Raw genomic sequence first — 18,926 nt, forward strand, 5'->3', positions numbered from 1 at the left:
GTGCAAATGGGAAGCGGCAGGTTCGCCTTGCCGAACGGTGGGGGCGTTTCGGGGAATAGCGGGTGTTGCGGTACGATGGATGCTGAAACGAGTTCAGCATGACGAAACTGTTCCTAGCGGTCCTGGCCCTTGGGGGCGGGGACGCCGAGTTCGGCGACCTGGGCGGCGGTGACCCTGGACTTGTACCGGTTGCCGAAATGGGTGCGGACATAGCTGATGACGTCGGCGATCTGCTGGTCGGTCAGATTGCCGCGAAACCATGGCATGGGCCCCTTGCCGCCGGTGACGATGGCGATGGCGTAGTCCGGGAATTCGAGGTTGGGGTTGCTCGCCAGACCGGTAATGCGACCGGCGCCGACCGCGCCCCTGGCGTCGGCCATGTGGCAGGCCTGGCAGACCTCGCGGTAGATGGTTTCGCCGGGATGCGGGGCGGCGATGGCGGGGGCGGCGACAAGGCCGAGCAGGAGGGCGGTTCGCAGCATGGCTCAGGCCTCCAGTGCGCGCTTGTGGAGCCGGGTGACGGCGTCGAGCGACGACAGCAGCGCGCCCTCCATCCAGCAGCCGATGTACGAGGCGTGTTCGCCGGCGAGGACGATGCGGTCGTCGACGGCGACGAGCGTCTGGTAATGTTCCTTGCGGGTGTCCTCGTTCCATTGCGCGCAGCAGCCCAGCGTGAAGGGGACGCGGCTCCAGGCGACGGTAGCGCCGCTCATGTAGTTTTCCTTGTAGCGGCCCGGGTGGAGCACGGCGCCGTCCTCAAGGGCCTCGGCGATGCGTTGTTGTGGGGTCATGCCGGCGAAGCGGTATGAGGCGGGGCCGTAGATATAGGCGCCGAGCAGGACCGCGGGACCGGCGCTGTGCATGCCGTTGCTGGGGTATGACACCAGCGAGATCGGCCGATCGGTGAAGCTCATGCCGCCGTAAATGGCCTCGTCGTCCTCCCAGAAACGCGATTTCATCTCGAGGCCGACTTTGACCGAGTTCGAATAAGGGATGGCGGCGATGGCAGACAATAGCCCGGCGGAGGCGTCGAGCTCGATCTGCGACAGGATGCCGAGCGGGATGGTGCAGACGCAGTAATCGGCCTTGGCGGTCTGGACGGTGTTGGTGGCGACATCGGTGTAGGTGGCGGTGACGGCGCCGCCGCTTTGATCGATCTTGGTGACCTTGGCGTTGTAGCGGATCTTGTCGGCGACCTGCTTGCCAAACGCCTTGCCGATCATGCCCATGCCGCCGACGGGCTGGAACATCGTCGTCTGGTGCTGGCTTTCCATGTGGCTGGCGATGATGCCGCCGATGTCCGAATCGAGCAGGTCGGTAAGGGCGAACGGCTGCGAGGCGATCGGGGCGCCGTCGACGCCGCCGCCCAGCGGCCGGTCGTAGCCGCGTCGGCGGGCGGTGCGCAGGTTTTTCGCATAGCGCATGTCCTTGTCGAGGATGCCCCATTCGCGCAGGGCTTCCTTCAACCGGTCGCGGTCGGCGGCGACGATCGTCGAATCAAGGCCCTTGTTGTCGATGGCCTTGGCAAGGAGTTCGGCGACGTTGCCGTCCCAGTCGGCGGCGAGTTCGCGGTAGCGCTTTGGCTGGCCGCCAAAGGCTTTGGAGCTGTGCACCAGCGCCTGGTGGTTGAGCTGGATAAAGGGTTCGAGCACGACGCCGAAGGCCTTGCAATAATGCAGCAATGTGCGGTGGTGGTAGGGGATCCGCCATGGGCCGGGGTTGAGGTAATTGCCGGGCGCGAAGCCGACTTTCTGGGTAGCGCCGCCGAGCTCGGTGTAGGTGTCGCCCCCGTAAAGCGACCAGTTCCGTCCGCCGGGGCGGTTGTTGTATTCGAGGATCTGGACCTTGTAGCCGGCCTTGCCGAGTTCATAGGCGGCGAGCATGCCGGCGAGGCCGGCGCCGAGGACGAGGACCGATGCGCCGGGGCGGGCGCCGGACAGGTTGGGTGGGCCGGCGAATTGGGATTCAGCGGCGTGGCCCATGGCTTCCATCGCCTGATAGAGCACCGCAGCGCCGCCCATGAGGCCGATCGCGTGCAGCACCTCGCGGCGGGTCGGGGCGCGTCCGGTCGTCTCCATGGCTCGTGATCCCCCGGTTGTGCAGTGCAACACCATTGTCATACTGACGAGGGATTGCAGGCTCCGCAACCCTGTGCGTTGTCCATTTTGGGGGGTCGTGTGCGGGTGCACAATATTGCAGCAAATCGGGGTGGCCGGGGCAGGCGGCGGCTTATATTTCAGGCAGATGCGGGGCCGGGCAGCGCTGGATGCTATCTCGCTTCGCAGCGGACGGCGACGGGGGCGATGGTGGTGAACTTGGCGACGTCGCCGAAGACTTCGGCGGCTTCGGGCGAGGTCATGGCGCGATCGAGGGCGGCGCCGTCGGCGAATTCGAGGATGGCGATCGCGGCATAGGCGGCGGCGGGGTCGACCGGGATCAGCGCGGTGGCCGAGGTGAGGCCATACTGGGACCATTTTTCGCGGACCAGCGGGATATGTGTCGCGGTGTAATAGTCCGCGTCGAAGCTGGTGCCGTCGCTGACCGGGTAGGTCACTACGAATGAGGTCATGTGGTTCTGCCTTTCCGATATCGCTGTGAGGCCTTTGTTAGTGATCACCCGCCGGTCTGCCGACCCGCGAAATATGCGGGTTACCGGCGATGTCAGGCGTTATAGGCAGTAGGGCCAGTCCGGCCGCCGCGAGCCGTTTGCGAAAGTTGTGCCCGATCCCATGCGCCGTCTTGCCCTGTTGCTGCCGTTGCTGTCCGCCGTGCCTGCCCTCGCAGCGCCGGGGGTTGTCGAGAGCCCGGAAATCCTCGTGCTGGGGACCGGGCTGCCGTTGCCGCCGGGCACGCCGGCCTATGGGGCATCGATCATCGACCGCGACCGCCTGACCAGCGAGGCGTCCGACCGCGTCGAGAACGTCCTCAAGGACGTTGCGGGGTTCCAGCAGTTCCGGCGTTCCGACAGCCGCTCGGCGAATCCTTCGGCGCAAGGGGTGACGCTGCGTGCGCTTGGCGGCAACGCCTCGAGCCGGGCGCTGGTGCTGCTCGACGGCGTGCCGCTCGCCGATCCGTTTTTCGGCTTCATCCCGTTCAGCGCGCTTTCGGCCGATCGGCTGTCGGCGGTGCGCATCACCCGCGGCGGCGGCACCGGGGCGTTCGGCGCCGGCGCCGTGGCGGGCACCATCGAACTGGTCAGCGCCGTGCGCGACGACCTGCCGACCTATGCCGGCAGCGCGTTCTACGGCAGCAACGACGCGATGAGCATCGCCGGCGCGGTGTCGCCCGACCTCGGCGGCGGCTATGCGACCGTGTCGGGGCGGTTCGAGCGCGGCGACGGCTTTTTCACGATGCCCGAGACACAGCGCGTTCCGGCCAGCGCCCGTGCGCGCTATCGCGACTGGTCGGCGGGCGTGCGCGGGGTCATCCCTGTCGATGCCCGGACCGAACTCCAGTTTCGCGCGCTCCTCTATAACGACAATCGCACGCTGCGCTTCGAGGGCGCCGACAGCAGTTCCGAGGGACAGGATGCCAGTTTGCGGCTCGTTCACCGCGGCGACTGGATGGTCGATGCCTTGGCCTATGTGCAGGCGCGCAACTTCACCAACAAGGTCATCAGCGCGACCAGTTTCCGGTTGACGCTCGACCAGCGCAACACGCCCTCGACCGGCATCGGCGGCAAGATCGAGCTGCGCCCGCCGGTCGGCGGCGACCATGTGCTGCGCGTCGGTGTCGATGCGCGGCTGGGCGACGGCGAGTTGCTCGAGGACGCCTATAGCGGCGTCACGGGGCGGGTGACAGCGCGGCGCAACGCCGGCGGCCGCACCAGCACCGCGGGGCTGTTCATCGAGGACGACTGGAGCATCGGCCGGCTGGTGCTGACCGGCGGCGTGCGCGGCGACCGCTGGACGATCAACGACGGGTTTTTCCGGGAGGCCAACGCGGCGGGTGCCATGACCGGCAACATCGCGTATCCCGACCGTAGCGGCACCGTCGCCACCGGCCGCGCCGGCGCACTGTTCCGGGCCAATTCGACGATCGCCTTGCGCGCTGCCGCTTACACGGGCTTCCGCCTGCCTACCCTCAACGAGCTTTACCGGCCGTTCGTGGTGTTTCCGGTGACAACCCTCGCCAATGCGAGTCTCGGCCTTGAAAAGCTGCGCGGCGCCGAGGCCGGGTTCGATCTCGTGCCTTTGCCGGGCACCGCGATCGGCGTCACTGCTTTCTACAATCGGCTTGATGACGCTATCGCCAACGTCACCATCGCCCCAAACCTGCGGCAGCGGCGCAATGTCGATGCCGTCGTCGCCAAGGGGGTCGAAATCACCGCGCTGGCGCGACTTGGGCAGATCTCATTCGACGGTTCCTATGTGTTCAGCGACGCCGTGGTGCGCGGCAGCGGCGCGTCAGCCGGGCTCGACGGACTCGCGCCGTCGCAAAGCCCGCGCAATGCCGCCAGCGCAACGCTGGGTTGGGTGCCGGCGCCGAACTGGCTGGTGTCGGGAACATTGCGCTATGTCGGCAAGCAGTTCGAGGACGATCTTGAAACCGATGTGTTGCCCGATGCACTGACGGTCGATGCCGTCGTCCGGGTGCCGGTGTCGCGCCGCGTCTCGATCGTCGCCCGCGCCGAGAATATCTTCGACGAGACCGTGGTCACCCGCAACCAGGGCGGCTCGATCGATCTCGGAACGCCGCGGTTGTTCTGGATCGGGATCCGGCTGAATTGATGGCGGTCACGCTTCGAGGATTGCTGCCGCTGTCCGGATGATGTCGGCCAGCATTTCGTCGGACTGCCAGGTCGGATGGTCCGCAGTATCGGCAAGCATCGCCTCGCGCTGGGCGAGCAAGGGCCCCAAGTAACTGCCGAGGAAGACGAGCCGGCGGCTTTGCACCTGCCGCGAGGAGCCGGGCATCAGCCGGCGCAAATGCGACAGGCAGCGCCGATAGCCTTCGTTGTAGCGCCCATCGAGGGTGCGATCGACGAACGCCGAGTCGTAAACCGTCAGCCGGAACAAATAGCGATTGAAGTTGCTGCCGTAATCGGCGTCCTCGTCGACGAATTCGGCGGACGGCAGCACAATCGCTGCGACGGCATCGGCAACGCGGTGCGGGCCGCCATCGGCCTCCAGCCTGGCCAGGTGCACCCGCCGCCGCGCCTCGATGCGCTCGGCGCCGTCGACAAGGATTTCGGCGAGCAGGTTCTCCTTGGTGCCGAAATAATAGGTCACGACCCCCTGGTTGCGCTGCCCCGCTGCCTGGGCGATCTCGCGCACCGTGATGCCGCGCACGCCGCGCTCCGAAAACAGCCGGCGCGCCGTGCGTTTCAGCGCGCGGCGAGTCTCGTTGTCGCGATCGGTCAGGGTTTGAGGCGCGGTCACTAGCACTGCGAACAGCTATGCTAACTCATCTGACTTAGGTCAAACGACTTAGCATATGCCCGAGCCGCCAGAAGAATGTGGCCGAGCGCAAAGATCGCGGGAGGATCGCCATGACCAAGCTGCTGGAGCCGTTCGACGCCAAGGGCCTGCACTTCAAGAACCGCATCGTCCATGTGCCGACGACGCTCAACATGTCCGACCCGAATGGTTACGCGACGCGGCGGCTGGCGGCGGCGTACGGCGCACTGGCGGCGGGCGGCTATTCGGCGATCGTCGTCGGCGCCACCTGCGTCCGCCGCGACGGGCTGATCAACGAGCGCATGCTCGGGCTGTACGACGAAGATTACGTCATCGATTTCCGCGACACCGTCGCCGAGATCAAGAACAACGGGTCGCTGGCCGGCATCCAGCTTTTCTACGGCGGCCTCATCCTCGGGCTCGTCAGCACGATCCCGCTGGAGCCCGGCAAGGGCTGGATTCCCGGCACCGTCGCCTGGGGCCCCGGCAACACCTATGTCATCGGTAATCCTGCCAGCGATGTCGTGCCGACAGAGGCCTATGACGATATCGTCGAATGTTTTGCCCAGGCCGGGCGGCGGGCGAAGGAGGCCGGTTTCGACTTCCTGTCGTTCCATTTCTGCCACGGCTCGCTGCCGCACACCAACCTGTCGCTGCTCGCCAACCAGGGCCGCACCGACGCCTATGCCGACCGGTTTTACATGTGCGAAAAGATCATCCAGCGCACCCAGGAGCTGTGCGGCAAGGACTATCCGCTGATCCCGCGGCTGTGCGTCGATGAGAATCTGGAGGGCGGCTACGACATCGAATATTTCGCCGAACATTATGCGCCGCGGCTGCATGCGCTGGGGATATCGGTGCTCGATTGCACCTTCGGCTCGATGCTTGGCGCGCACAGCCGCCGCGCCGATATCCACTCGACCGAGTTCATCGGCCCGTCGTTCTACACCGCCAAGGTCGTCAACAAATCGAACATCCAAGCGCTGCGGGCCGCGCTCATCGCGCGCAACATCGACATGCCGCTGATCGGTTCGGCCAACCTCATCACCCCGATCATTTGCGCACGATGGTCGATGAAGCCGGCGCCGATTTCGCCGGCGTCTGCCGTCTGTCGCTCGACGATCCCGATTTTCCGATCAAGATCATGCAGGGCCGCGAGGATGAAATCCGCCTGTCGACCCACACCGGCGCCTCGCTGTTGCAGGGCAATATCTTCGGCAAGGGCTGGGCCGGCTCGGCGCAGAACCCGGTGTTCGGCCGCGAGGACGAATTCCGCATCGTGCCCACCACCTGCCCGCGCAAGGTCGTGGTCGTCGGTGGCGGCTCGGGCGGCATGGAATACGCCATCACCGCCGACGAGATCGGGCATGATGTCGTGCTGTTCGAACGCGACGAAACCCTAGGCGGCGCGATGGACTGGGCTGGCAATTACGCCGCGTTGCCCAACATGGAAATGCTGAGCTACCAGCCCAAATATCACCGCAAGATGATTGAAAAATCGAGCGTCGATGTGCGGCTCGGCGTCGATGCTGACGTCGCTGCGATCATGGCCGAAGCCCCCGACGTGGTGGTCATCGCCACCGGCGCCCAGCCGATTGCCGCCCCCTTCGAAGGTCTCGATGCCGCCCGCGCCAGCGGCTTCGCCATCCGCATCGACGACGCCATGCGCCGCGACAACCCGCCGGTCATCGGCATGCGCGTCATCATCTACGGTGCCGGCGAGGGGGCCGAACTGGCGCTCGATCTCAAGCTGCGCGGCCACGAGGTTCGCCTCATCGACGCCGGCCCAGCCTATGCCCCCGCCAACTATATCGGCTCGCGGGTCTGGGCGATCATGGGCATGATGGCGCACGTCGGGCTGGCGGTAGAACCTGGCCATTCGCTCGCCCGGCTGGCCGACGGCAGCGCGGTGTTCACCACAGCCGGCGGCGAAACCAGCGTCGAAGCCGATACCGTCGTCATCTGCTCGGTTCGCCGCGCCCTCAACGCGCTCGAAAAGGCCCTGCAATCACAGCCGGTCTCGCTCCATGTCGTCGGCGACGCGCGCACGCCGCGCTCCTACGCCAACGCCATCCACGAGGCGGCGTACCTGTCGCGGCAAGTCCGATGAGCGGGCGCCTGGAGGGCAAGATCGCCCTCATCACCGGCGGCTGCTCGGGCATCGGCCTCGCCACCACGGAGCGCTTCGTCGCCGAGGGCGCGCGCGTGCTTGTCACCGATTTGCAGTGCGAAAAGGGGGCCATGCTTGAGCGCCACTTTGCCGGAAAGGTCGCCTATCATCGCTGCGACGTGACGCAGGAGGCCGACATCGCTGCCGCGGTCGCTACGGCGGCATCGGCGTTCGGCGGACTCGACATATTGTTCAACAATGCCGGCACCGGTGGCACGCCCCTTGGCGTCGCGGAAATGACCATCGAAGCCTGGGACGCGACCTTCGCGCTCCTGCTGCGCGGGCCGATGCTCGGCATCAAGCACGCGGCGCCGCTGATGATCGCGCGCGGCGGCGGTTCGGTCATCAACACCGCTTCGATCGCCGGGCTCGAAGCCGGCTGGGGCCTCGCTTACGGCGTCGCCAAGGCCGGTGTCATCCAGCTTTCCAAGCTCGCCGCAGCCGAGCTCGCCGTCCACAACATCCGCGTCAACGCCATCTGCCCCGGCGTCATCGTCACGCCGATATTCGGGATTGCCGCCGGCCTCGAACGCCCCGCCGCCGACCAGATGGCTGCCGCCCTTGTCGAGGCGTCCGCCAAGATGCAGCCACTCCGCCGCGCCGGCGACCCCGCCGACATCGCCTCTGCGGCGCTCTATCTCGCCTCCGATGACTCATCCTTCGTCACCGGCACGCATCTCGTCGTCGATGGCGGCATCACCGTCGGCCAGCGCATTTCCTGGGATCCCGAGGCGGTCCTGCCGCTCCACGCCGCCATGCAAGCGGCACTTACCGGAAACGCCGCATGACCGATTCCATCCTGCCCTATGTAAAATCCGGCGACGGCGCCCCCTATCTCGCCGGCTCGCGCTGCGGCGCCTGCGGCCAGGTCTTCGTCGGCGAACGCAGCACCTGCGCCAAATGCACCGCGCGCGACAAAATGGAGCCCATCCACCTCGCCACCACCGGCCGCCTGTACGATTTCACAATTGTCCACCGCAGCTTTCCCGGCGTGAAGACCCCCTTCGTCGACGCCATCGTCGATCTCGACGACGGCGCCCATATCAAGGGCACCCTCATCGGCGTCGACCCGGATCCGGCCCGCATCGCCTTCGACATGCCGGTCCGGCTCGAATTCCGCGAGGCCATCCCCGTCGGCGCCGACCGGCCCTATTTGACCTATGTCTTCGTCCCCGCAGAAGGAGCCACGGCATGAGTGATGTCTATGTCGTCGGGATCGACATGATCCGCTTCGGCCGATACCCCGATCGCACCGTGCCGGGTCTCGCTGCCGAGGCCGCGCTGATGGCGCTCGACGATGCCGGGCTGACCATCCGCGACATGCAGGCGCTGTTTTGCGGCAATCTGGGGCAGGCCGCCGGCATGGTCGGCCAGCGCATGCTCGCCGAAATCGGGCAAACGGGCATTCCTGTTACCAATGTCGCCAACGCCTGCGCCACCGGGGCGACGGCGTTTCGCGACGCCTGGATGACGATCAAGGCCGGCGTTTACGACACGGTACTGGCGGTCGGCGTCGAGCAGATGGGCAAGGGCTTGCTCGGCGCCGGCGGCGGCGTCTCGCCCGAAGGGCTGGTCGGGTCTTACACGATGCCGGCGATGTTCGCCCATATCGGCATGGAGCATTCGCGCAAATACGGCACGACCTTCGCCCAGTTCGCCAAGGTTTCGGTCAAGAACCACCACCATTCCACCCTCAACGCCAAGTCGATGTACCGCGTCGAAACGCCGTTGGAGGAGGTCATGGGCGCCGAGATAATCTCCTATCCCAACACCAAGCTGATGTGCTCGGTCAACGTCGATGGCTCGGCCGCCGCGGTCCTGATGTCGGAGAAAAAGGTGCGCCAGCTCGGCCTGATGGACCGCGCCGTCCGCATCCGCGGGTCGGAAATGAGCAGCAACCTCTTCGCCGAACGCCAGGCCGCGATGCCCGATTTCAGCGCCGCGACCCGCCTAGCCGCGACCAACGCCTATGAACAGGCGGGCATCGGGCCGGGTGACGTCAACTTGGTCGAACTCCACGACTGTTTCGCCACCGCCGAGCTCGTCCATTACGAGAATCTGGGACTTTGCGCCGACGGCGAGGCGGGGCGGCTGATCGACGACGGCGACACTGCGCTCGGTGGGCGAGTGCCGGTCAACGTCTCAAGCGGGCTGTTGTCGAAGGGCCATCCGCTCGGCGCCACGGGCATCGCCAATATATACGAGATCGCCCCACCTCCGCGGCAAGGCCGGCGCGCGGCAGGTCGAAGGCGCGCGTATCGGGCTGACGCATGTCGTCGGCGGCGGCCCGGGGGCAGGGACCGCCTGCGCCATCCACGTCCTGGAGAAAGTGTGATGGACGACCTCAGCGGCAAGGTCGCGGTCATCACCGGCGGCGCCAGCGGCATCGGTTTCGCCCTTGCGCGCGGCGCGTTGCAACGAGGCGCCAAGGTCGTCATCTCCGACATCCGCGCCGACGCCCTCGCCGAGGCCGAAGCGGCGTTGTCGGGCGAGGACGAAGTCCTCGCCGTCCGCGCCGATGTCGCTCGCTACGACGATGTCGCCGCCCTCGCCGACGCGGCAATCGCCCGCTTCGGCACGGTCAATTTGCTCGTCAACAACGCCGGCGTGTTCGCCGCCGGGCTCGCTTGAGAAATCTCGCTGGAACAATATGAATGGGTCATCGGCGTCAACCAGCGCTCGGTCGTCCATGGCATCAAAGCCTTTTTTCCCCGCATGATCGCTGCCGACGAGGACTGCCACGTCGTCACAATTTCCTCTGGCGCCGGCATCACCGTCAACCCCGGCTTCGCCAGTTACTCGATGACCAAGCACGCCGTCGTTGCGCTCACCGAGGCGCTGTATCTCGACCTCGCGACGCAGGGCATCGCCAACATCGGCGTTACCATCGTCATGCCCGGCGTCGTCCAGTCGCGCATCATGTTCCCCGAAAGAACCGGCCTCGACATCCTCCAGGCCGAGCTCAAATCGCGCCACAACAACCCGGTGATGGCGGCGCTCGAGGCCGGCATGCGCGGCGCCGTCGATGCCGGGCTGCCGGTGGCCGAGCTCGCCGACCAGGTCTTCGACGCCGTTGCGCGCGGCGACCTGTATGTGCTGCCCAACTTTACCGACCCGACCTCGCAGACGATCGCGCAGGACATCGCGATGGGCCGCGCCACGGCGACCAACCCCTATCCCCCCATGATCGCGGCGATGCTCGCCCCCGCTACCGAGGACCCCGCATGACCGAGCTCCACCCCGCCGCACACATCGTTTCGCCCATCATCAACGCGATGATTCGCGACCGCGACCGGCCGATCGTCGAGATGGCCGGCGGCCGCGCCTGGACCGGCGGCGAAATGCTCGAGGCGACCAGCCGGCTGACACAAGCGCTGCAGGCGCAGGGGGTCAAGTCCGGCGCGCGAGTGGCATTGCTCGCGGGCAATTCGGTCGAGGTGCTACTGCTCCACAACGCGATCGCCTTTGCCGGCGGCTGCCTTGTCGCCATGCACCCGATGGGGTCGGCCGATGATCATCTGTTCGCCATCGAGGACGCCGATGTCGAGGTGCTGATCTACGATCCTGCCAATTTCGCCGCGCGAGCAGGGGAGCTGCGCGCACGCACCAACCGCCTCAAGACCGCGCTCTCGTTCGGGCCGGATGCAGAGAGCACCGACCTGCTCGCGCTCTCCGAAACCTACCCCCCCGGGGCATTGACTGCGCCGCTGCTCGACCCCGGCAACATCACGCGGCTGTCTTATTCGGGCGGCACCACCGGCAAACCCAAGGCCATTCCCGGCAACCCGCGCACCGCCGCCGCCGCGCTGCAGATCATGCTCAGCGAATGGGAATGGCCGATCGAGCCGCGCATCCTCGCCGCGGTGCCGCTCAGCCATGCCGGCGGCGCGTTGTTCGGGCCGATGCTGCTCAAGAACGGCTCGATGGTGGTACTGCCGTATTTTGAGCCCGGCGCGGTGCTGGCGGCGATCGAGAAATACCGCATCACCTGCACGATGCTTGTCCCGACGATGATCTATGCGCTGCCCGACCATCCCGATTTTGACAAATACGACATCTTCGGCCTCGAGACGATCTTCTATGGCGCTTCGCTGATGTCGCCCGTGCGCCTCAAGGAAGCTATCGAGCGCATCGGGCCGGTGTTCTTCCAGTTCTACGGCCAGGCCGAAGCCCCGATGACCGTCTGCGTCATGCGCCGCTCCGAACATGATGCCAACAACCCCGATCGCCTCGCCTCGTGCGGCCGCCCGGTGCCCTATGTCGACGTGGCGCTGCTCGGCGATGACAACCAGCCCGTGCCCGATGGCGAGCCGGGCGAAATCTGCGTCCGCGGGCCATTGGTGATGGACGGCTACATGGACCGTGCCGACCAGAACCTCGAGGCACTGTCGGGCGGCTGGCTCCACACCGGCGATGTTGCGGTCAAGGATCTCGACGGCTTCCTGCGCATCGTCGATCGCAAGAAGGACATGATCGTGACGGGCGGCTTCAACGTCTTCCCGAGCGAAGTCGAAAACGTCATCGCCTCGCATCCCGCCGTGGCGCAGGTCTCGGTTTTTGGAATCGCCGATGAAAAATGGGGCGAGGCGGTCCGCGCCGCGGTGGTCCTGCGACCCGGCGCGAGCGTCGAACCTGCCGTTCTCATTGCGCTGGTGCGGGAACACAAGGGGCCGGTGCAGGCGCCGGAAGCCATCGATTTCGTCGATGCGATCCCGCAGACGGCGGTGGGGAAGCCCGACAAGAAGGCGCTGCGGGCGCGGTTTGCCGCCTGACCCAACGCCTCCCCGTTTTCGTCATGCTGAACTTGTTTCAGCATCCACTCCGCCGCTGGCGCAAATTGGCCCGGCCGCACGATGGATGCTGAAACAAGTTCAGCATGACGATCGCCTTGTGAGGAGACTGCCCCTTATTCCTCCATCATCTCACCAACCGTGCCCAACGCATCCGCAAACTCTTCCTTGAACTCCTGCACAACCTGCCGAGCCGACTTCACCCCCTCGACCAGCCCAACGCCCTGGCCGACGAAGTACGTCACCAACGGCCGCGCTGCCGCATTCCCCCCTTCCGCCGACTTTTCGATCCGCCGGATAGCCGGCTCGCTGATGAGCGACATCAACGGCATCGGCAACGCCTCGGGCGCCCCCGGCGCATTCCACGCCTCGGTCCACCCCGACTTCAGCTGCCGCGAATATTTGCCCGTCCGCGTCTTTGCCCGCACGGTGTCACGCGACCGCGCCTCGACCATCTTCTCTCGGAAAACCTGCGATGTTTCGGACTCGTTCGTCGCCAGCCAGACCGACCCGGTCCACGCCCCCGCCGCGCCCATCGCCATGCATGCCATCATCTGGCTGCCGGTCATGATGCCGCCCGCCGCCAGCACCGGAATATCGCGGCCCTTCAAGGCGCGCACCACCTCGGGGATCAGCACCAGCGTCGAAACCTCGCCGCAATGCCCGCCCGCCTCGCCGCCCTGCGCGACGATCACGTCGCAACCGGCATCGGCCAGCCGCACCGCATGTTCCTTCGCTCCGGCCAGCGCGCCAACCGGCACGCCGTATTTGCGCCCCATCGCGATCATCTCTGGCGGCGGCTTGCCGAGCGCGTTGACGATCAGCTTGATCGGATGCCGGAACGACACTTCGAGCAGCTTCATCGCTTCCTCGGGCCAGAACGGCGGCGGCGCATCCGATGGCGGCCGGTCGGCGACGTTGCTGTCGCCCGGATCGATGCCGTGCTCGGTCAGCAGCTTGTCGACGAACGCCTTGTATTCCGGCCCGATGCGTTCCTTGAGCTTGCGCGATGTCAGCCCGCTCTCGTTGGCGACCCCCAGGTGCTCGGGGATCAGCACATCGACGCCGTACGGCTTGCCGTCGACATGCGCGTCGATCCACTGAAGTTCGACTTCGAGCTGTTCTGGATTGAACGCCGTTGCACCCAGTACGCCGAACCCGCCGGCGCGGCTGACGGCTGCCACCACGTCACGGCAATGGCTGAAGGCAAACAGCGGAAACTCGATACCGAGCATGTCGCAAATCTTGGATTTCATCTTTCATCTCCCCAAAAATCTAGGCGTTTCGCGCCATCAGACCACCGTCGACCGGAATCGTCGCGCCGGTAATATAGCTTGCCGCCGGCAGGCACAGGCTCAGCGTCATGTGTGCGACCTCCTCCGGCCGGCCATAGCGCCGCAGCGCCGTGCGCCGCCGGGCATAAACCTCCTTGTCGGCATCGGGCACCCCCGCCGTCATCCCCGTCGTGATCGGCCCCGGGCAGATGCAGTTCACCGTGATCCCCTCGGGCCCAAGCTCGACCGCAAGCGCCCGCGTCAGCCCGGTAACTCCCGCCTTCGCCGCTGCATAAGGACTGTCGCGGCTGGTCGCCCCCAGCGCCTCGGTTGACGCGATGTTGACGATCCGCGGCGCCGCCGACTTGCGCAGATAAGGCAACACCGCCCGCACGAGCCGCTGCTGCGCCGTCAAGAGGATAGCGAACGACCGCACCCACACGTCCTCATATTCGTCGGAATCGATCGGCGCGAACCCCGAAACGCCCGCATTGTTGACCAGGATATCGATACCGCCGAAGCGCGCCGCCACTTCGCCCACAACAGTCTTGATCGCCGCCGCATCGGCAATATCGAGCGTCCACGCCGCCGCCGAAAACCCGCGCCCGGTCATCTCCTCGGCCAACCCCCGCACGCTATCGCCCGATATATCGATGCAAGCGACATGCGCCCCCTCGGCAGCAAACACCTCCGCCGTCGCGCGCCCCATGCCCGACGCCGCGCCGGTAACAAGGACGACGGAATTGGCGACCGATCGGCTATTCATGGCGGCGTCCCTCGCAGATTGCCGACCCGTCTTCGGCCAATTCGCCAGCCCGCGCCCCTCCCAAAAAGACGCGCAAAATTTCTCACCTGTCATCCCGGGCTTGACCCGGGAGCCAGTTGCTTCTTTGCGCAGAGAAACAACTGGGTCCCGGGTCAAGCCCGGGATGACACCAGATGGCTAAGCGACCCCTTGATCAGGCGAAAGCGTAAGGCCCGCCCTTGACCAACGCCGCTGCGTAAGCGGGGCGCGCGTGGATCCGTGCCAGCCATGCCATCAGGTGCGGCCGCCGTGCATCGAGCCCCCCGCGCTGGCGCGATGCCTCCAGCGGAAAACTCATCATCACATCGGCGGCGGTGAACGCATTACCGGCGAACCATTCGCGCGTCGCCAGCTCGCTTTCGAGCCAGTCCAGATGCCCATCGAGCATCTTCTGCACCGTCGGCCGCGCCGGTCTTCCCAGCCAGCCGAGCCGGCCAAGCACCAGGATCGCCAGCAGCGGGGGCATCATCGAGCCTTCGGCATAATGGATGAAATGCCGGTACTGCAGCGCTGCTGCGGGATCCGCCGGCGCTCCCAAGCGGCCGGCTTTCGAGACCAGATACTCGGCGATCGCCCCGGTTTCGGCCACCACCACCCCATCGTCGTCGATCACCGGCGCCTTGCCGAGGGGATGCACCGCTTTCAGTTCGGGCGGCGCCAGCATCGTCTTCCTGTCGCGCTCGTATCGCTTGACCGCATACGGCAGGCCAAGCTCCTCCAGTAGCCACAGGATGCGCTGTGAACGCGAATTTTCGAGATGATGGACGGTGATCATGGTTCACCTTATACGCCCCGGCGCGCAATCCTAGAGATACAGCCCGAAATCCACCCCCAGCGCGTAGGACGCGCCCTTGTGGGCGATCGCAGTCTGGATCTCGGCGCCGCGCCCGGTGGGGATGACTTCGACCACGGCGAAGTTGAAGTTGGTGACCACCTCCTTCAGCACCGACCGGATGCCGTCGGCGACCTCGAAATCCCGGCTCAACAGCACGTCGACTGTCGGCGGGGCGCCGTGGATGGTGTTGATCCCCGACGCCGTTATCGACAGTGCCCGGTACGGCGGATCCTCACAGCTGACATCGAAGCGCGCGCCGAGGTGGATGTCGCCCGAGACGAAGACCAGCCCGCGCGGCGCCCCCGGCGTGCGGTTGCTCAGCCGCGCCTTGCCTGCCGCACGCAGCAGACGCGCCTGTTCGGGCCGCGAGAATTTGTGCGACCATTGATCCCGCGCCTCGTCGATATTGCCGATCTTGAAATTGCCCAGGTTGAGCTGGTTGCCGGTGATCGCGCTCGACAGCCGCGACAGATGGACATTGGCCACAGCCAGCGGAAACTGCTTGCCGCCGCCTGAATCCGGCTCGAGCGCATTCTTCTCGTCGCCGCGCCGGAACGCCTCGATGTCGTCGGTGCGGTCGCCCATCAGCTTCATCGTCGCGCCTTCGGGATCGATCGAGGCCAGCGGCGTCGCAGTCACCACGGCCAATGCCTCGACCTCGGGCGCGAGGTTGGCGAAGACCTGTTCGATGAACTGCCACTGCACCGGCCCCAGGATGGGCAGTTCGGCGCGGAAGACGTCGCGCTCGCCGCGGCTGTCGAGCATCAGCACCACCAGCCGCCCGCACCGGAACACCAATGGCATCGCCGAACGCGTGCCTGGGGGCGGGGGCGCATCGACATAGTTGGGGGCAGGCAGCGACGGATCCGCCGGGTCGCTGGCGCGCGGGTTATGACACGCCTGGAAATGCCAATAGGCGTCGCGGCAATCCTCGAAATACGCCCGGCAGATCTCGAAGATGGCTTCGCCGCGGGTGTGGCGCCGACCATCGTCGGACTATCCGATGCCGACGACCCCCAGCCGTCGCGGATGTCGTGGTCGTCATTGACCATATAGACGGGGATGTTGGCGAGCACGTCGCGGGTTTCGGGCAGGCTCCAGTGCAGCCGGTATTTTTCGGCGATCGCGGCGCGGCGTTTTTCGCGGCTCAGCTTGCGCTTTTCAGCGCTGAACAGGTCGATTCCGCCCTCGTCGAGATACAGCTGGTCGCCGCACATCAACAGGAATCGCGGCTTGGTATCGGCGATGTATTTGGCCAAGGCCGGCCAAGCGCCCTTGACGGATTTGACGTTGCACGAGATGGCGACGAAGTTGAACGCGCCCTGCGATCCGGGGTCGGGCATGGTGCGGAAAGTGCCGCGCCCGTCCGCCACCGCCTTGCCCCGGCGCAGCACCGTATACCGATATTGCCAATCGGCGCGCAGGCCATCGGCGATAGCGATCGCGGTCCGGAACTCGAGCGGACCCGGCGCCTCGGTGGAGACGAACGCGAACTGCCCGGCACCCTGGACCCGCAGCGTATAGTCGGCGGGATCGCCCGCCACCTCTATCCACACCCGGCTCGACCGGAAATCGGTGTGGCCGACGACGGGGCCGAGCACGAGCCGGTTCGGCCCGGCCATCAGCCGATATCCGCCGCGCCCAGCAATTTCTCGCCGATTACCCGCTCGATCTCGGCGGCCTCCTTGCTGCCGATCGGCACGAACACCGGCTCCACCGGCGCGGCGCCGCTGGGGTCGCGCGGTCGTGCGGCGAGCTGGGCATTATAGCGTTCGAGCACCGGCGCCGCCTTTAAGGCCTGCGCCAGGCTGGCAAGGTTGGTGACGCGCGCCTGCTTGAGCCGGCCCTGCAACTCGCCGCTCAGCCCGAATGCAGCTGCGGCCGCGGACACATCGAGGTTGCGCGGATCGCCCGCCGGCAGTTTTGCCCAGCGATCGAGCAGCAGTCCGACCAGCCGCGGATCGTTGAACTTGCCTGGCTTGGGAGCCTCCTTTTCCGGCGGATTGTCGAGCAGCACCGCCAGCTTGCGCTCGAGCGCGTTCGACCGCACCACCGACGCCAGCGCGCGTGACTTGGTCGTGCTTCGCGCCGACGACGCGACGACGTCGGTCGCCAATATGCCGAGATCGCGCGGCCCGATCCGGATCGGGCGCAGCGGCGCGACCGTCGCTGCGCTTTGCGTCACCGTAAGCGTATTGCCGGCCGCAAAGGCAAAACACGTATCGAGCTGGCGCGTCTCCCCGACGAGCACGCCGCGCTCCAGGGGCGAACGCTGGACATCGCGCTCATAATCGGACCGCTGCGTCTCCAGCCACAGTTCCTTGAAAGTCTTGTAGTTGACGCTCTTGCGGCTTACCTGCGCCAGCGCCGCGGTCGATATGATGTCGGCGATCATCATGCCGGCCGGCACGATTACCCAGGTCTCGACCACCGGCCGCGGAAAGCTCTGCGGCGGCAGCGTACCTGTCACGTCGACATCGAGCTCCTCGGCCGGGGTGCCGACCGGGATGGTCCGGTCGATGTAGTCGAGCACTCGCCACAGTGCCGGCCCAACATTGAATGGCTGGTTGAAATCGGGCTCGGCCGGCGGATCGTCGAGCAGGCAGACCCGCCGCAGCCGCGCCGTGACGCAGAAATCCTCGCCCTTGGGCACCACCACGATCATGGTGAATTCTTGGCAGCCCTCGATGCCGCTCGACCGCCGCTGCAGCAATTGCCCGAACCACAGGCTGGGGTCCGACGAGTCGATCGAAAGCTGCTGCAACGGCCGCGGCGACAGCGAAAATCGCAGATACGGCGTGCCGACATATCTGGTGTTGAGCAAGGTCAGGACGTTCTCGACGCTGGTCGTGTGGCTGACCAGTTCGCGGCGTTCCTGCGAGGCGTCGCGGTTGGTGACGTCCGATACCTGGGTCACGTCGCGGCTGCCGGCGACGCTCGTGGTCGTCGTCGAGGCTGACACCCCGATGCCGAACAGGCTGCCACCCGCCGACGCCGAATTCGTCGTTGCGTTGCTGCGCGAGGACTCGTGCATCTGGCTGCCGCTCTTGCCGATGAACTGGCTTTCGGCCGCGCCGCTGAAATCCTCGGCGCCGATCAGGCCGGACTGCACCATCTCGCGGCGCAGCGGGGCGGCGGCATGGAAATACGGGTGGATGGTCCCCAGCTCGCCGGTTTCGCGGCGGATCTTTATGTCGAGCTGGACATGATAACAGGGGATGCCCTCGCCGAGCACCGACGCCGCGATCGGGCCCGGTCCGGGTGGGAACTTCGCCGGCGAAATCGACGCCGCGACTTTCAGGAAAACGACGTCGTGGCCGGGAAAGGCGCCGGTCATCGCCGCATCGTCAGGGCGGAAGGTAAATAGCGAGATCGTCGTCTCGTCGGGCTCGCCGGCAACCAGCGGCTGGGTCGTCGAGGCGAGTTGCCATGGAATTTCGATCGCTGGCAGCAAGTCGGCCATGATCTTCCCTCCGAACGGTAAGGGTTGGAGGATAACATGTCGGGGACGGCGTTCGATAGCGCCGACGATGGACCATCCACGGCTCTTATGGGCGATTGCATCTCGCGGGATTGATCGAATTCATCGTGCGGCCTGATGAAATTTATTCGCTTCGTGTGCGGCGGCGATGGGCGCAGACTTCAGTCAACGA

At 66.1% G+C, this 18,926-nt stretch carries 16 protein-coding genes and 1 pseudogene; 7 read left to right on the plus strand and 10 right to left on the minus strand.

Features of this window, described 5'->3' with window-relative positions; translation table 11 throughout:
- Nucleotides 1–113 precede the first annotated feature (113 nt).
- From IEW98_RS01695 to IEW98_RS01705, 3 genes are all read right to left on the minus strand, one after another.
- A complete protein-coding gene (locus IEW98_RS01695) occupies nucleotides 114–482 on the minus strand; it encodes a c-type cytochrome (protein WP_207792477.1) in 369 nt (122 codons plus the stop codon).
- A 3-nt stretch (nucleotides 483–485) separates the two neighbouring features.
- Complete coding sequence (locus tag IEW98_RS01700; RefSeq protein ID WP_188761177.1) at nucleotides 486–2,078, minus strand: flavin monoamine oxidase family protein; 1,593 nt, start codon at nucleotides 2,076–2,078, stop codon at nucleotides 486–488.
- 191 nt (nucleotides 2,079–2,269) lie between these two features.
- Nucleotides 2,270–2,569: an EthD family reductase gene (locus tag IEW98_RS01705; protein WP_188761178.1), complete on the minus strand. Its 300-nt coding sequence runs from the start codon at nucleotides 2,567–2,569 to the stop codon at nucleotides 2,270–2,272.
- A 160-nt stretch (nucleotides 2,570–2,729) separates the two neighbouring features.
- On the opposite strand from IEW98_RS01705, the gene IEW98_RS01710 reads away from it, so the two are divergent.
- On the plus strand, nucleotides 2,730–4,730 hold the full coding sequence (locus tag IEW98_RS01710; protein WP_188761179.1) for a TonB-dependent receptor: 2,001 nt from the start codon (nucleotides 2,730–2,732) through the stop codon (nucleotides 4,728–4,730).
- A 6-nt stretch (nucleotides 4,731–4,736) separates the two neighbouring features.
- Here IEW98_RS01710 and IEW98_RS01715 read toward each other — a convergent pair whose 3' ends face one another.
- Nucleotides 4,737–5,381, minus strand: a complete 645-nt coding sequence (locus tag IEW98_RS01715; protein ID WP_188761180.1) for a TetR/AcrR family transcriptional regulator — start codon at nucleotides 5,379–5,381, stop codon at nucleotides 4,737–4,739.
- Nucleotides 5,382–5,491: 110 nt separating this feature from the next.
- Between IEW98_RS01715 and IEW98_RS01720 the strand changes: the two genes are divergently transcribed.
- The 6 genes and pseudogenes from IEW98_RS01720 (at nucleotide 5,492) to IEW98_RS01755 (ending at nucleotide 12,341) form a co-directional block, all read left to right on the plus strand.
- Nucleotides 5,492–6,802 (plus strand): oxidoreductase, encoded by a 1,311-nt coding sequence (locus IEW98_RS01720; protein ID WP_188761181.1) that lies wholly within the window; start codon nucleotides 5,492–5,494, stop codon nucleotides 6,800–6,802.
- The gene (locus tag IEW98_RS01725) at nucleotides 6,733–7,509 is read left to right on the plus strand and encodes an FAD-dependent oxidoreductase (protein ID WP_188761182.1); all 777 of its coding nucleotides are present in this window, start codon (nucleotides 6,733–6,735) and stop codon (nucleotides 7,507–7,509) included. The genes IEW98_RS01720 and IEW98_RS01725 overlap by 70 nt, the downstream gene beginning before the upstream one ends.
- Nucleotides 7,506–8,357, plus strand: coding sequence for an SDR family NAD(P)-dependent oxidoreductase (locus IEW98_RS01730; protein ID WP_188761183.1), 852 nt, complete (start codon nucleotides 7,506–7,508; stop codon nucleotides 8,355–8,357). Before IEW98_RS01725 ends, IEW98_RS01730 begins: the two co-directional genes overlap by 4 nt.
- The gene (locus IEW98_RS01735) at nucleotides 8,354–8,764 is read left to right on the plus strand and encodes a Zn-ribbon domain-containing OB-fold protein (RefSeq protein WP_188761184.1); all 411 of its coding nucleotides are present in this window, start codon (nucleotides 8,354–8,356) and stop codon (nucleotides 8,762–8,764) included. Before IEW98_RS01730 ends, IEW98_RS01735 begins: the two co-directional genes overlap by 4 nt.
- Nucleotides 8,761–10,797, plus strand: a pseudogene (locus tag IEW98_RS01740) (SDR family NAD(P)-dependent oxidoreductase). The gene IEW98_RS01735 and the pseudogene IEW98_RS01740 overlap by 4 nt, the downstream one beginning before the upstream one ends.
- Complete coding sequence (locus tag IEW98_RS01755) at nucleotides 10,794–12,341, plus strand: AMP-binding protein (protein WP_188761186.1); 1,548 nt, start codon at nucleotides 10,794–10,796, stop codon at nucleotides 12,339–12,341. The pseudogene IEW98_RS01740 and the gene IEW98_RS01755 overlap by 4 nt, the downstream one beginning before the upstream one ends.
- 134 nt (nucleotides 12,342–12,475) lie before the next feature.
- On the opposite strand, the gene IEW98_RS01760 is transcribed toward IEW98_RS01755, so the two are convergent.
- The 6 genes from IEW98_RS01760 to IEW98_RS01785 form a co-directional block, all read right to left on the minus strand.
- A complete protein-coding gene (locus tag IEW98_RS01760) occupies nucleotides 12,476–13,615 on the minus strand; it encodes a nitronate monooxygenase (RefSeq protein WP_188761187.1) in 1,140 nt (379 codons plus the stop codon).
- Nucleotides 13,616–13,634: 19 nt separating this feature from the next.
- The gene (locus IEW98_RS01765) at nucleotides 13,635–14,399 is read right to left on the minus strand and encodes an SDR family NAD(P)-dependent oxidoreductase (protein WP_188761188.1); all 765 of its coding nucleotides are present in this window, start codon (nucleotides 14,397–14,399) and stop codon (nucleotides 13,635–13,637) included.
- A gap of 193 nt (nucleotides 14,400–14,592) precedes the next feature.
- On the minus strand, nucleotides 14,593–15,213 hold the full coding sequence (locus IEW98_RS01770) for a glutathione S-transferase family protein (RefSeq protein WP_188761189.1): 621 nt from the start codon (nucleotides 15,211–15,213) through the stop codon (nucleotides 14,593–14,595).
- Nucleotides 15,214–15,243: 30 nt separating this feature from the next.
- On the minus strand, nucleotides 15,244–16,077 hold the full coding sequence (locus tag IEW98_RS01775; RefSeq protein WP_188761190.1) for a metallophosphoesterase family protein: 834 nt from the start codon (nucleotides 16,075–16,077) through the stop codon (nucleotides 15,244–15,246).
- Nucleotides 16,038–16,895, minus strand: coding sequence for an alkaline phosphatase D family protein (locus IEW98_RS01780; RefSeq protein ID WP_188761191.1), 858 nt, complete (start codon nucleotides 16,893–16,895; stop codon nucleotides 16,038–16,040). The genes IEW98_RS01775 and IEW98_RS01780 overlap by 40 nt, the downstream gene beginning before the upstream one ends.
- Nucleotides 16,895–18,736, minus strand: a complete 1,842-nt coding sequence (locus IEW98_RS01785; RefSeq protein ID WP_188761192.1) for a hypothetical protein — start codon at nucleotides 18,734–18,736, stop codon at nucleotides 16,895–16,897. Before IEW98_RS01785 ends, IEW98_RS01780 begins: the two co-directional genes overlap by 1 nt.
- Nucleotides 18,737–18,926: the final 190 nt, after the last annotated feature.

Origin of the sequence: Sandarakinorhabdus glacialis (genome assembly GCF_014643455.1) — a bacterium.
In the GTDB taxonomy this organism is placed as follows: domain Bacteria; phylum Pseudomonadota; class Alphaproteobacteria; order Sphingomonadales; family Sphingomonadaceae; genus Sandarakinorhabdus; species Sandarakinorhabdus glacialis.